The 13,211-nt window shown below is 52.5% G+C and carries 14 protein-coding genes; all 14 read left to right on the forward strand.

The features are described from left to right. Window positions 1-13: 13 nt before the first annotated feature. The gene (locus EJP87_RS08225; protein WP_420886850.1) at window positions 14-685 is read left to right on the forward strand and encodes a phosphoribosylanthranilate isomerase; all 672 of its coding nucleotides are present in this window, start codon (window positions 14-16) and stop codon (window positions 683-685) included. Between the two features lie 31 nt (window positions 686-716). Beyond that, entirely contained in the window at window positions 717-1,661 is a 945-nt protein-coding gene (gene accD / locus EJP87_RS08230; RefSeq protein WP_227657535.1) for an acetyl-CoA carboxylase, carboxyltransferase subunit beta, read from the forward strand. A gap of 37 nt (window positions 1,662-1,698) precedes the next feature. Next, complete coding sequence (locus tag EJP87_RS08235) at window positions 1,699-3,039, forward strand: bifunctional folylpolyglutamate synthase/dihydrofolate synthase (RefSeq protein ID WP_130471384.1); 1,341 nt, start codon at window positions 1,699-1,701, stop codon at window positions 3,037-3,039. Window positions 3,040-3,172: 133 nt separating this feature from the next. Beyond that, window positions 3,173-5,533: an LPS-assembly protein LptD gene (locus tag EJP87_RS08240; protein WP_130471385.1), complete on the forward strand. Its 2,361-nt coding sequence runs from the start codon at window positions 3,173-3,175 to the stop codon at window positions 5,531-5,533. Further along, window positions 5,530-6,852, forward strand: coding sequence for a peptidylprolyl isomerase (locus EJP87_RS08245; protein WP_130471386.1), 1,323 nt, complete (start codon window positions 5,530-5,532; stop codon window positions 6,850-6,852). Before EJP87_RS08240 ends, EJP87_RS08245 begins: the two co-directional genes overlap by 4 nt. A gap of 11 nt (window positions 6,853-6,863) precedes the next feature. Next, window positions 6,864-7,877, forward strand: a complete 1,014-nt coding sequence (gene pdxA / locus EJP87_RS08250; protein ID WP_130471387.1) for a 4-hydroxythreonine-4-phosphate dehydrogenase PdxA — start codon at window positions 6,864-6,866, stop codon at window positions 7,875-7,877. Between the two features lie 8 nt (window positions 7,878-7,885). Next, entirely contained in the window at window positions 7,886-8,365 is a 480-nt protein-coding gene (locus EJP87_RS08255) for a hypothetical protein (RefSeq protein ID WP_130471388.1), read from the forward strand. Window positions 8,366-8,478: 113 nt separating this feature from the next. Then, on the forward strand, window positions 8,479-9,204 hold the full coding sequence (gene cysE, locus EJP87_RS08260; RefSeq protein ID WP_130471389.1) for a serine O-acetyltransferase: 726 nt from the start codon (window positions 8,479-8,481) through the stop codon (window positions 9,202-9,204). Further along, on the forward strand, window positions 9,201-9,656 hold the full coding sequence (locus EJP87_RS08265; protein WP_130471390.1) for an Rrf2 family transcriptional regulator: 456 nt from the start codon (window positions 9,201-9,203) through the stop codon (window positions 9,654-9,656). The genes cysE and EJP87_RS08265 overlap by 4 nt, the downstream gene beginning before the upstream one ends. After that, entirely contained in the window at window positions 9,653-10,786 is a 1,134-nt protein-coding gene (locus tag EJP87_RS08270; RefSeq protein WP_130471391.1) for a cysteine desulfurase family protein, read from the forward strand. Before EJP87_RS08265 ends, EJP87_RS08270 begins: the two co-directional genes overlap by 4 nt. A gap of 9 nt (window positions 10,787-10,795) precedes the next feature. After that, complete coding sequence (locus EJP87_RS08275; protein ID WP_130471392.1) at window positions 10,796-12,010, forward strand: IscS subfamily cysteine desulfurase; 1,215 nt, start codon at window positions 10,796-10,798, stop codon at window positions 12,008-12,010. 27 nt (window positions 12,011-12,037) lie between these two features. Further along, window positions 12,038-12,418, forward strand: a complete 381-nt coding sequence (iscU, locus tag EJP87_RS08280; RefSeq protein WP_130471393.1) for a Fe-S cluster assembly scaffold IscU — start codon at window positions 12,038-12,040, stop codon at window positions 12,416-12,418. Between the two features lie 64 nt (window positions 12,419-12,482). After that, complete coding sequence (locus EJP87_RS08285) at window positions 12,483-12,809, forward strand: HesB/IscA family protein (protein ID WP_130471394.1); 327 nt, start codon at window positions 12,483-12,485, stop codon at window positions 12,807-12,809. Between the two features lie 37 nt (window positions 12,810-12,846). After that, a partial coding sequence (hscB, locus tag EJP87_RS08290) for a Fe-S protein assembly co-chaperone HscB (protein ID WP_130471395.1) occupies window positions 12,847-13,211 on the forward strand: 365 nt, incomplete at its 3' end.

The following is a 13,211-nucleotide window of genomic DNA, read 5'->3' on the forward strand; positions in this document are numbered from 1 at the left end:
TCTGGTAAAGTTGATGGCCACACGGATTAAAGTGTGTGGAATTACCCGGCATGAGGATGCTGTGGCGGCTGCGGCAGTGGGAGTGGATGCTTTGGGTTTGGTTTTTTATCCACGCTCTGCGCGATTTGTCACGCCGCAACGGGCGGCGGCCATTGCCAATCCTTTGCCCCCTTTTTTGATTCGGGTCGGTTTGTTTGTCAACGCGCCCCTCACAGAAATCATGGCCATTCTCTCCCTGGGATTTTTGCACAGTGTTCAATTGCATGGGGATGAGACTATCGCCGAGTGTGCGCAGTTGCGTCTGGCTATCCAAGAGGCGGGTTTGTCGGTGAGCCTGATCAAGGCGTTGCGCATTGCCACAAAGGAGGATTTACCCGATCCTCGGCAGTGGCCGGTGGATGCGTTGTTGTTGGATGCCAAGGTGAGCGGCCATTATGGTGGCAGTGGCCAGAGCTTTACCTGGTCAGTTCTGGACAGGGAGTGGCGGAATATGGCACAATCTACTGGAAAACCGTTTATTTTAGCAGGCGGTCTCACTCCGGACAATGTGGCAGCGGCCATCACTCAGGTCAGGCCCTATGCCGTCGATCTCTCTACCGGAGTAGAGAGTGCTCCGGGAATAAAAGAGGAAGCTGCCATGAAGCGCCTGGTGCAACAGGTGCGTCTGGCGGAGGGATTGCTGTAGTAGTCAAGCTGCTCTTGCCAAGGAAGAGATCATGATCCGCGATAACGATATCAATGATAAATTGGGTATGGCCATCAACTGGCTGACCAGTATCACCAAGCCGCGCATCAAAGAAAATCCCCGTCGTTCGCAAACTCCAGAGGGGTTATGGGTCAAATGTGATCCTTGTGGCAAGATGTTGTTTCAGACGGAGTTGGCACGCAATCTGGATGTATGTCCCAATTGTCAGCACCATTTTCGCATTTCGGGCACCCGGCGCATTGAGATCACTCTGGATGAGGAGGGGCGTCAGGAGCTTTTTTCTGGATTGCATCCCAGTGATCCGCTCAAGTTCAAGGATATCAAGCGCTATCGGGATCGTATTCGCGAGGCGCAAAAAGAGACCGGCGCCAATGATGCTGTGCGGGTGTACAAGGGCTTTATCAAAGGGATTCCGGTGGTGGTTTCCGCCTTTGAGTTTAATTTTTTAGGGGGGTCGATGGGCTCAGTGGCGGGAGCCAAAGTGGCTCAGGGGGCATTGGCTGCCTTGGAGGAGGGGTGTGGCTATGTGGTTTTTGCCACCTCTGGAGGCGCCCGCATGCAGGAGGGGATACTCTCCTTGATGCAAATGGCCAAAACTTCTGCCGCTTTGACCAAATTGGAGGAGGCCCGTTTGCCGTTTGTTTCGGTTTTGGTCGATCCGACGACTGGTGGGGTGACCGCCTCTTTTGCCATGCTGGGCGATGTCATCATCGCTGAGCCCAATGCTTTGATCTGTTTTGCCGGACCACGGGTGATTGAGCAGACCGTGCGCGAGGTGTTGCCGGAGGGGTTTCAGCGCAGTGAATATCTATTGGAGCATGGATTTCTTGATTTGATCTGTTCTCGTCATGAGATGCGCGATACTTTGGCAGATATTCTGGCCCGCTTGACGCGCACCCCCCTGCCCACAGCGGCAGAACGTATTGATGCGGCACGTATTGCCAGTGGCGGATGATGTTTTTTCCTGTGCAAAGCGCTAGCTGAATCCGTTCATGTCCTCTCTCCTTGCGGAGTTGTTACAACGTATCAGTAGGCAGACCCCTTTGGCGGTCCAATTGGGTCTGCAGCGGGTGGACTATTTGCTGGATGCGCTGGGCAACCCGCAGCATGCTGTACCGACGCTGCATGTTGCGGGAACCAATGGCAAAGGTTCGGTATTGGCATTTTTGGAGAGTGTATTGTTGCAGGCCGGATGGAATGTGGGGCTCTACACCTCTCCCCATCTGCAGCAAATTAATGAACGTTATCGCTGGTTGGGTCAGCCGGTGGAGGATGCGACACTGGTTCGGCACTTGAATGCGTTATGGGAACGTTTTCCGCACTATCAGGCCACTTTTTTTGAATGGTTGACTGTTTTAGCCTTTGTGTTGTTCCGTGAGTGGGCAGAGAGCTCTGCACAAGCGCCGCGACCGACCCTGCTGTTGCTGGAAACCGGTTTGGGCGGGCGATTGGATGCCACCAATGTGGTTACGCCTGAATTAACGCTCATTACCAGTATTGATTGGGATCATACCGACTATTTGGGGGGGACTCTGGCTGCCATTGCCAGGGAGAAGGCTGGCATTTTCAAGAAGGGGGTAGCGGCGTTTGCCTCGCGCCAACCAGAGGAGGTGGTTGCGGTGTTGCGCCAGGAGGCGCAACAGTTGGCGGTACCGTTGGCGCTGCAGGGGGAAGATTTTGACCATGATGGAAAATTTGCAGCGGCAGAGAGTTGGCAGTTTTGGGATAGAGAGGGAGCGCTTGTTTTGCCGAGGCCCGCTTTGGCTGGCAAGCATCAATATGATAATGCTGCGTTGGCGGTAGCCGCATTGCGTTATTTGCAGCAGCAACAGTGGCCCGTCCCAGAGCAGGCGATTGTACAGGGAGTTGCCAACGCACGTTGGCCGGCACGTTTGGAAAGTTTTTATTTAGCCGATTATCCGGGCATATCCCTTTTGTTGGATGGTGCCCACAATCCCTCTGGCTGTCAGGTTTTGGCAGCATATCTGACCAGTCAGCAGGTTGGGAGATGTACATTTCTTTTTGCGGCATTACGCGATAAAGAGGTTGCCCAGATGGTTGCACAGTTGCAGCCATTTGCCGAGAGGGTCTATACGGTTGCGGTGGGAGGGGAGCGTGCTTTATCGGCGCAAGAGTTGGCATTTTTCTGGCAAGGGCAAGATTGTTTGCCTGTTGCTTGTACAGATGTGCGGGAGGCAATGCGTCTGGCCCTGGCGGTTACGCCAGTGCCGGGAGTGATAGTTGTCTGTGGTTCTCTCTATTTGGCAGGGCAGGTTCGTGCTCTGTTGCAGGAGAGTCGGCAGGGAAATGGGCTTCACTTGGCGCACATCTAATGGGAAAGCAATGACATTACCGGCATGACTATGCTACATTAACCGCCTTTTCCTGAGAGGATGGCGATTGCAGGTGTTGCGCGCCGGATAACCCTGATGCAATCTTTGTGTGGACAGATGAAAGGAAAGGCGGATGCTCCTGAAACGGTATAATTCTCCTGCCTGTGGGCCACAACGACGCCACAAAAGGCGGTCGTTGCTGCATAGCCTCTCCTGCTTTTGTCTGCTGGCAATGAGTGCGCACCCGGCTGCTGTTTTGAGTGGTGATAAAACGCCCAAGGCTCAGATCAATAATGAAAAAAACACTCCGGTAGATGTGGAGGCCGATGGTTTGGATATTGATCAAGCCAGGCGCATTATTTCGGCCACAGGCAATGTGCGGCTGGTACAGACCGGAATTTTGGAGCTCACTGCCGATCAGGCACAATATCATGTGCATGAAAAACAGATTCTTGCCAATGGCAAAGTGCAGTTGAAGCGGCGTGGCGATCTTTTCAAAGGGGAGAATGCCCTATTTGATTTTGCCAAAGATGTGGGAACGCTGGAAAAGGCCGATATCAACCTAAGAGGTGCTGGCAATTTAATCAAGGCGGAGCATGCGCAGTTTCACAGTGAGGGGGAGGGACGGGATTATCTGCATTTGCAGAACGCCAGTTTTACCAATTGTGAGTGCGATCCGGCACCTTGGCATTTTACCTCGCCCGAGGTAGAGATTGACCGGGAAAAAAATCGCATAACCGGCAAGGATGTAAAGCTGTATGCGGGGGATGTTCCGGTATTGGCTCTGCCCTGGTGGCGTCAACCGTTGTTGCCGATTCGGGAGAGCGGTTTTTTGATGCCCAATTTTCGGGTAAGCAGTAATGGTTTAGAGGTAGAGCAGCCCTATTATTGGAATATTGCGCCGAATCGCGATGCCACCTTTGCCCTTCGGGAGATGACCAGTCGTGGTTTGATGGGAAGTGGTCAATTGCGTTATCTGGAACCGGGTTATCATGGGCAAATCGATTTCAAGGGATTGTATGACACAAAAAATGAAGAGTATCGTGGTTTGGCGCTGCTTAACCATAAGCAAAAAATAGAGGATTGGCAACTCAAGGCCCATTTTGAGGGAAGCAGAACCCGCGATTTTATTAACGATTTTGAGCAAAAGCTGGTTGAACCTTCCAGTCGTCGCCTGGAATCAACAGCAACGGTGGAGCGCAATTGGCAGAGTGGCAGCAGTTTTTCCCAGTTGCAGAGCGGGATCAATTGGTATCAGGATTTGGAACAAAAAAATGATGATCACACCGTACAAAATTTGCCGTTTTTGTATGCGAGCGACAGCCGTTTGTTAAAATCCATATCTGCATTAGAGCACGCTGAACCGCTTTCCTGGGGACGTTGGCGTCTGGACAGTGAAGCGCGTTTGGATAATTTTTATCAATTGGCGGGGGATATTACCCAACGCCTGGATATGAGTCCGACGGTGCGTGTAGAAAAGCCGGTCTCCATCGGTACAGTCAGCGCGACCTTTGGCATTCGTGAAACCGCCTATTTGCTTAATGGCGATCCCAATCAGACCGGTACAGATCGGCGCGAAACATTGCATCGGGAGTCGGCCACGGCCAGCATGCGTGTCGATTCGATATTGAGCCGCAATTTTGACAACGGTTTGCTGCATACATTGGAACCCTCTGTGCAGTATGTGGTCAACAAAGCCAGCAATCAGGATCAGTTGCCCAATTATGATGCCAGTTTGCGCAATTTCAGCACCACAGGTATCTTTGCGCAAAATCTCTATTCAGGAACCGATCGTATCAGTGATGTGCAGTGGCTGAGTTATAGCATGCGTTCGCGGTTGTTGCGCCATCAGGAGGGGGAAAACAGTTTATGGGATCATATCCTGCTCACGGTTGGACAGCGCTGGGCGCCAGAGGGGAATCGGCAATTTCAGGATGGCAATGCCTTTTCTTCGATAGTGTCGGGGATGGATGTCAAAGTCAATCAGGATATCTCCTCTTCGCTTGCGGTGGGCTATAATCCGTACCATGATACGGTTGAATCTGCTGACATGAACTTAACAATGGCCTTGGCAGAAAAAGAGCGTCGCCGTACATTGATGGGAAGCGAGACCGAATATTTGCGTTTAGGCTATCATTTAAGTGATCCCACAGCGACTGGTGCAGCGCCGATTACTGTTCCCACGTTGGCGGGATGGTCGAGTTTAACCGGCTTGCCGGTCAGTTTGGTGGAGAGCAGTCGGGTACGGGAACAGGATTTGATAGTGGATACCTCGACCAAAATAAGTGAAAATTGGTATTGGAATCAAAAGGCGGACTATTCTCTGGAGACCAATGGTCTGAAAAGCTGGCGCACTGGATTTTTGTATGAGCACTCCTGCTGGAGTGTGCTGCTGACCGGAGGGCGAAACCTGTCCAACTCCACAAGTACACATGGTGGAGATTTTATTGGACTTTTTATCAACCTGCAAGGATTGGGCGGGGTGGGAATTTGAACAGATTTCTTGCCATATTGCTGCTGTTGCTACCGGGCGTATTAGAGGCAAAAGCTCTGGATCGTATTGTTGCGGTGGTTGAGTTGCAGGATGTGTTGGATAAGTCGGGAAAAGCCAGCATCATCACCCAAAGTGAAGTCGAAGAGGTGGCCAAACCATTATTGCTGAAGTTGCGGCAAGCGGGTGAAAACATCGATTCGGAAAAGATCTGGGCGCACAGTTTGGATGAGCTGATTTTGCGTTCTTTGCGGGCGCAAAAGGCCAGTCAGTTGAATATTGCCGTGGAGCAGCAGGATGTGGATGCCCTGATTGCCCAGGTGGAACGGGATAATCATCTGCCTGCTGGCGCCTTGCCTAAAAGCCTGGCAGCGCAAGGAATCAATTTTCAGACCTATCAGCAGGGAATCCGTGATCAAATTTTGCAGAGCCGCTTGATTGGTCGGATTATACGACCTTCGATTACGGTTACGGATGATGAGGTGCGCGATCTTTATGAGAGTGTGCGCAAGAATCCGCAGGGGGAGGAGATTCGCTTAGGACAGATTTTGCTGCATGTAGAGAGTGACGCCTCCTCTTCTGCCGCCGAACGTGTGAGTCAGCAAGCGGAGAGTTTGGCCAACAAACTGCGTGAAGGGATGGCGCTGGAGAGTTTGGCCAGTCAATATTCCAATGATGCCAGTGGTTTGAGTGGCGGCGATATGGGTTGGTTCAAACGTGGTGAGTTGATGCCTGAGTTGGAACGGGTGCTGTTTGAGCGCGACAAAGGAAGTGTTATTGGTCCGGTACGTTCGCCACAGGGGTTTCATATTTTTAAGATTGTTGACAAACGTGCGGTACGGCGTGCTGCCGTCGGCAGTAAAGTCAAGATTCATGCCCGGCATATTTTGCTCAAGGTTGTTGCCGAAGCGGGAGCAGAAGAGAATGGAAAAGTGCGGCAGCAGATTGTGAATATTGCCAAGGAGTTGGCGCAAAAAGGCAAGTCGGAGCAATTGGCCGCTTTCAAAGCTTTGGCAGAAAAATATTCTCAGGATGGCACAGCCAAGGATGGGGGAGATTTGGGCTGGTTTGGCGAGGGGTTGATGGTTCCGGCATTTGAAGAGGCGGCATTTGCTTTGGCTGTGGGAGAGATCAGTGCCCCGGTACGCACACCTTTTGGCTGGCATTTGATTCGGGTGGATGAGAAAGAGCAGTTGGATCCCGATTCCCTGGAAGCACAACGCAAAGAGTTGACCGAGCGGGTTGCTGAGGCAAAAACCCGTGCCCGTTATAAACAGTGGCTGCGCGATTTACGGCAGCGCTCTTTTGTCGAGTTGCGATAAGGAAGAGAAGCATGCTTGCCGTCACCATGGGAGATCCGGTAGGTGTGGGGCCGGAAGTGGCATTGAAGAGCTTTTTGTCGGGCGAGGTGCAAGCTCTGCATATTGGGGATCCACAGGTTTTTCGCCGTACTGCGGAGCATTTGGGGTTTTCAGTGGTTTTTCAGGAGGTCAGCTCGCCTGAGGAGGCTCGCCAGCAGAAAGAGAATCATTTTTTGATTTTGCCGACCGAGCATAAAGTGGTGCAATTTGCCACTGCAGGAGAGATTCCTTTTGGTCGCCCGCATCCGTCGCAGGCGGCGGCGACCATGGAGAGTATCATGACTGCCTGCCGCATGGCGATGGCTGGGCGGGTCGATGGAGTGGTGACGCCACCCATCAACAAGGCGGTGTTGCATAGTGCGGGCTATGATGTACCGGGGCATACCGAACTATTGGCCCATTGTGCGGGGGTGAGCTATCCGGTGATGATGTTGGCAGGAGAGGGTTTACGGGTGGTCCCGGTGACCATTCATCAATCCCTGCGCTCGGTAGCCGAATCGCTCCATTATGAACTGTTGGAAAAGACTATTCGCATTACCTATGAGGCATTAAAAAGAGATTTTGCCATCAACACACCCCGTTTGATGGTGGCAGCGCTCAATCCCCATGCTGGTGAAAAAGGGGCCTTTGGCCATGAGGAGCAGGAGATTATTGAGCCGGTATGTCGTGCTCTCAGCAAGGAGTGGCCGGAAGGTTCCTTGATGGGTCCACTGCCGGCAGATACCCTGTTTCATCCCCAGGCGCGTGCCAGTTATGATGCCATCCTTTGCATGTATCATGATCAGGCGTTGATTCCGATCAAGATGCTGGCATTTGGCAATGCGGTCAACATCACCCTGGGTTTGCCGATTGTCCGTACCAGTGTCGATCATGGTACAGCCTATCCCATTGCCGGTCAGGGAGTGGCCAATGCCACATCATTGCAATTGGCCATGCAGTTGGCCCGGCAATTGGCGGATAACCGCCTTCGTTCCCATTCGCTTTGAGAATACGCATGAAACTGGAAACTACCGATAGCCCTGATCAAAAACGGTTGGACAACCTTCCTCAACTCACCCTTTCTGAAGCCGCCTGGATGGCGGGAATAACCCCGGATGCTTTGGAACGCTTTTTGACTTCGACCCCCTTGGCAGGCATGCGCAACCTCCCCTTGTTGGAGCTGGTACGTGCCTGCTTTACGCTGTTGGGGCAAAGAGAAGCGCAGATGGCTATTATGCGTTTGCAGTTGACCTCCGCTTTGCAACGGGAAAAAGAGCTCTCTGAGGCATTGCACTCCAAATTAAGCGAAGGCTTGCACTTTTTGACCATTGCCCCTCCGGCAAGCAAAGAGCCGGAGCCTCCTCCCAGCACGCCTGCACCTCCACCACCGGCGGCTACTCCCGTCCCGACTGCCGCTCCCTTTATCCCGCAAGCGGGTTTGGTTGATCTGTATGTAAATCGGCAAAAAGTCAAAAAACAAGGCAAGAAAAAGTAGATCGTGCGCTTTAATAGTTGACAAAAAGCCTAGGATATTGCAACCTGCTCGCTGGGTAGCGGCGGATCCTGGTGATTCGCGTATGCAGTTGGCGTGGCAAGGGCAGGTGGCCTATGTTCAAACGATTCCGAGAAGATCTGCAAGCGGTATTTCATCGCGATCCGGCGGCACGAACTGTTCTGGAGGTATTGATCTGTTATCCAGGGATTCATGCCTTGCTCGGCTATCGGCTGACTCATTGGTTGTGGGCGCGGCGTTTTCGTTTTTTGGCGCGTTTTTTGTCGCAGTTGTTTCGATTTTTTTCCGGGATAGAGATTCATCCGGGGGCCAAGATCGGCAAGGGTTTTTTTATCGATCATGGCATGGGGGTTGTGATTGGTGAAACGGCTGAGATTGGTGACAATGTGACCATGTATCATGGTGTCACTTTGGGTGGCACCTCTTGGGACAAGGGCAAACGTCATCCCACCTTGGGTGATAATGTGATTGTGGGCGCGGGGGCAAAAATTTTGGGTCCGATCACTATTGGTACCAATGCCCGGGTGGGTTCCAATGCGGTGGTGGTCAAGGATGTTCCTCCTGGTTGTACGGTGGTGGGGATTCCGGGGCGTATTGTGGTCAACCATGCGGCGCCTGCCGATCATCCGTTGGCTTTTCCGGTCTATGGGCAGAGTGGGGAGATGCCGGATCCGGTGGCGCGTGCGGTGACCTGTGTTTTGGATCAAGTCAAGCAGATGGATCAGCGTTTGAAGGAGTTGGAGAGCAGCAACGAGGATATGGAAAAGACGCCTGATGCCACTTTGCCGAACCAGAGAGGATTCTCGAGGAGGGGGCGGTGAGACTGACTACGCGAGGACGCTATGCGGTCACTGCGATGTTGGATCTCTCCTATCACGGTGCCGGAAAACCGATCTCTTTGGCAGAGATCTCTCATCGTCAGGATATTTCGCTCTCTTATCTGGAGCAGTTGTTTGCCAAGTTGCGCCGTTGTGGTTTGGTCAGGAGTGTGCGTGGACCAGGAGGCGGATATGTTTTGGGTGAAAAACCGGAGGAGATCTCCATAGCAGCGATTATTCGGGCGGTGGATGAACCGATACGTGCCACCTCTTGTACGGGCGAGGCGGAAAAGGTTTGTCGCCCGGGTTCGAGCAACCCCAACAACCCCTCGCGTTGTATTACGCACCATCTTTGGGAAAATGTTGGGGAGCATCTGAATCGCTATTTGGAATCGCTGGATTTGGCGCATCTGCAGGCGGACATGTTGGCGTCGGCGCTGCGGGGTGACGCATGATCTATTTGGATCATAATGCCAGTTCGCCGCTGCGTCCGGAGGTTTTGCAAGGGATGATCCCCTATTTTGGCGAGCGCTATGGCAATCCCTCTTCGGTGCATGCTGCTGGCAGGGCCTGTCGGCAGGGGGTGGATGAGGCACGGCGCCGTCTTGCCGAACAGCTTGCTGTGCATGAGAGTCAGATTATTTTTACCAGCGGAGGAACTGAGGCCAATAATTTGGCTTTGTATGGTCAGGCGGCCAGACATCTGTTTCAAGGACATATTTTGCTCAGTGCTGTGGAGCATCCCTCGGTGTTGCAGTGTGCAGAGCGGTTGCGGCGTCATGGTATTGAGCTGGGTCGGATTCCGGTGGATAGTGCTGGTGTGGTCCAACTGGATGAGTTGCAGGCACAATTGCGCAGCAACACCATTCTGGTTGCGGTAATGCAGGCCAATAATGAGACCGGGGTGGTGCAACCTGTTGAGGCTATTGCGCGCATCTGTCGCCTTCGGGGTATTCCTCTGCTGTGTGATGCGGTGCAGTCCTTTGCCAAGATGGAGATTCCTTTTAACGATTGGCAGCTTTCCCTGCTTTCGCTCTCTGCGCACAAGTTTGGTGGACCAAAGGGGATAGGTGCTTTGGTTGTGGATAAGCCATTGGCGGTGGAGCCACTTTTGTCTGGTGGTGGGCAGGAGCGGGGAAGACGTTCTGGAACGGAAAATGTGCCGGGCATTGTGGGTTTTGCTTTGGCTGCCGCCTTGGCAGGTGCCGAGAGGCCGCAGAGAGTGCGGCAATGGCAGGAGTGGCAAAAGCAGTGTGAACAAAGGCTGCAGGAGGCGATACCGGAGATACAGATTGCCGGGCAGGCTGCCGAGCGCTTGGCCAATACCACAGCCTTGTTGATCCCGGGGGTGCATGGCGAAACCTTGGTGATGAGTCTGGATCTGGAGGGGATAGCGATCAGCAGCGGTTCTGCTTGCGCATCGGGGCGCAGTCGTCCCTCTTCGGTGTTGTTGGAGATGGGTTTTGATCCTGAGCTGGCCACCAGCATGGTGCGCATCAGCATGGGATGGAATACAACTGAAGAAGAGATGGAACGGTTTACGGAGAGTTTGATCAAAGGGATAAAACGGTTACTGCACTGGTGAGGCAACGGGATGAAAAAACCGATTTATATGGATTACCAGGCCACCACGCCAATGGATCCACGGGTGTTGGCGGAGATGTTGCCCTGGTTTGTGGAAAAATTCGGCAATCCGGCCTCGCGGTCGCATGCCTATGGTTGGGAGGCGGAACAGGCGGTGGAAAAGGCACGCACGCAGGTAGCGACACTGCTTAATGCCGATCCGCGGGAGATAGTTTTTACCTCTGGCGCCACCGAATCCAATAATCTGGCCATTCAGGGAGTGGCCCGTTTTTATCAGGATAAGGGACGCCACATTATCACGCCGGTGACCGAGCATAAGGCGGTATTGGATACCTGCCGTAACCTGGAAGCGGAAGGGTTTACGGTGACCTATCTGCCGGTCAAAGAGGATGGTCTGGTGGATCTGCAGCAGTTGGCTGAGGCGATCACTGCCGAGACCATTTTGGTATCGGTGATGGCTGGTAACAATGAGATTGGGGTGGTGCAGCCTCTGGAGGAGATCGGGCGTTTGTGTCGGCAGAAAAAGGTTTTATTTCACTGTGATGCCGCGCAGGGAGTGGGTAAAATTGCTTTGGATGTGGAGGCGATGCAGATTGATCTGTTGTCGATCTCTGGCCATAAGATTTATGGACCCAAAGGGGTGGGAGCTCTTTATGTACGTCGGCGGCCTCGTGTGCGTCTGAAACCGATTATTCATGGCGGAGGGCATGAACGGGGTATGCGTTCTGGTACATTGCCTACACCTTTGCTGGTCGGATTGGGCAGTGCCTGTGCATTGGCTGGTGAGGAGATGCAGGCGGAAAATCAGCGTTTGTTATCCTTGCGACAGCGGTTGCTGGATGGCATCCTCTCTCGTTTGACCCATGTGCATGTCAATGGCTCATTGCAGCATCGTCTGGCTGGCAATTTGAATCTCTCTTTTGGCTTTGTCGAAGGGGAGTCGATGATGATGGCGATCAAGGATGTGGCGGTCTCCTCTGGTTCTGCTTGTACCTCTGCCTCTTTGGAGCCCTCTTATGTTTTGCGCGCTTTGGGGGTGAGTGAAGAACAGGCACATACCTCGATTCGTTTTGGCCTGGGACGTTTTACTACCATCGAGGAGATTGATTTTACAGCCAATCTGGTGGTGGAGGCGGTCAATCGCTTGCGGGAGATGTCCCCTCTGTGGGAGATGGTTCAGGATGGGATTGATATTGCTTCCATTCAGTGGGCCAGTCATCATTGAATTGTGGTTGGAAAGAGAGGTAGAAACATGGCATACAATGATAAAGTATTGGATCATTATGAAAATCCGCGCAATGTGGGCAGCCTGGACAAAAATGATCCCAGTGTGGGGACTGGTATGGTTGGAGCCCCTGCCTGTGGTGATGTGATGAAATTGCAAATTCGTGTTGACGAACAAGGCATTATCGCCGATGCCAAGTTTAAGACCTTTGGCTGTGGATCGGCGATTGCCTCTTCATCGTTGGTCACCGAATGGTTGAAAGGCAAAAACCTGGATGAGGCTTTGGCGATTAAAAATCAGCAGATTGCCGATGAACTGGCTTTGCCACCGGTAAAGATTCACTGTTCGGTATTGGCGGAAGATGCCATTAAAACCGCCATTTCCGATTATCGCAGCAAGCAGAAATAGCTTTTGTTTGTGGCATAAGATGCTTTTTCTGGGTAGCTTTTCCGACAATTAAGGAGTGTCAGCCATGGCTGTCAGCATGACCGAACGAGCTGCCGAGCGTGCCCGGCAGATGTTGCAAAAACGTGGTACTCCAGAAGCGGCCATTCGTATTGGGGTTTCTACATCGGGTTGTTCTGGTTTGTCTTATAAACTGGAATATGCCGATCAGTTGCAAGAGTCCGACCAGCAGTTTGCCAGCCATGGCATTCGCATTGTAGTGGACAGTAAATCGCTTTTGGCTTTGGACGGCACCGAAGTGGATTTTGAGGCTACAGCTTTCAAATCGGGTTTCAAATTTAACAATCCACAGATGAAAGAGCAGTGTGGTTGTGGTGAATCCTTCAAGGTCTGAGAGAAAAGGGAGATTTTGCTGGTCCTGTCATGGTTGGATGCAGGCAGATCTGGCTTTTTGTCCCACCTGCCAGATCATTCAACCTGTGGCGCCAGATGCGGATTTTTTTGCTCTATTCTCTTTGCCAGCCACATTTGTACTGGATACTGCGGCCCTGCAGCAGCCTTATCAAGCGTTACAAAGGGAGTTTCATCCTGATCGTTTTGCGCAACGCAGCGCCAGTGAGCGACGGCTCTCCATAGAGCAGGTAACCCATCTGAATCGTGCTTATCAAACCTTGCTGGATCCGTTGTTGCGCAGTGAATATTTGTTGCAACGGAGCGGGGCAAAAGCGGGCATCGATGAAAAGGAGTTGAGTCGCGATCCTCTCTTTTTGTTAGAGGTGATGGAGCAGAGAGAGGC

It is taken from the genome of Candidatus Magnetaquicoccus inordinatus, from assembly GCF_004217665.1.
In the GTDB taxonomy this organism is placed as follows: Bacteria; Pseudomonadota; Magnetococcia; order Magnetococcales; family Magnetaquicoccaceae; genus Magnetaquicoccus; species Magnetaquicoccus inordinatus.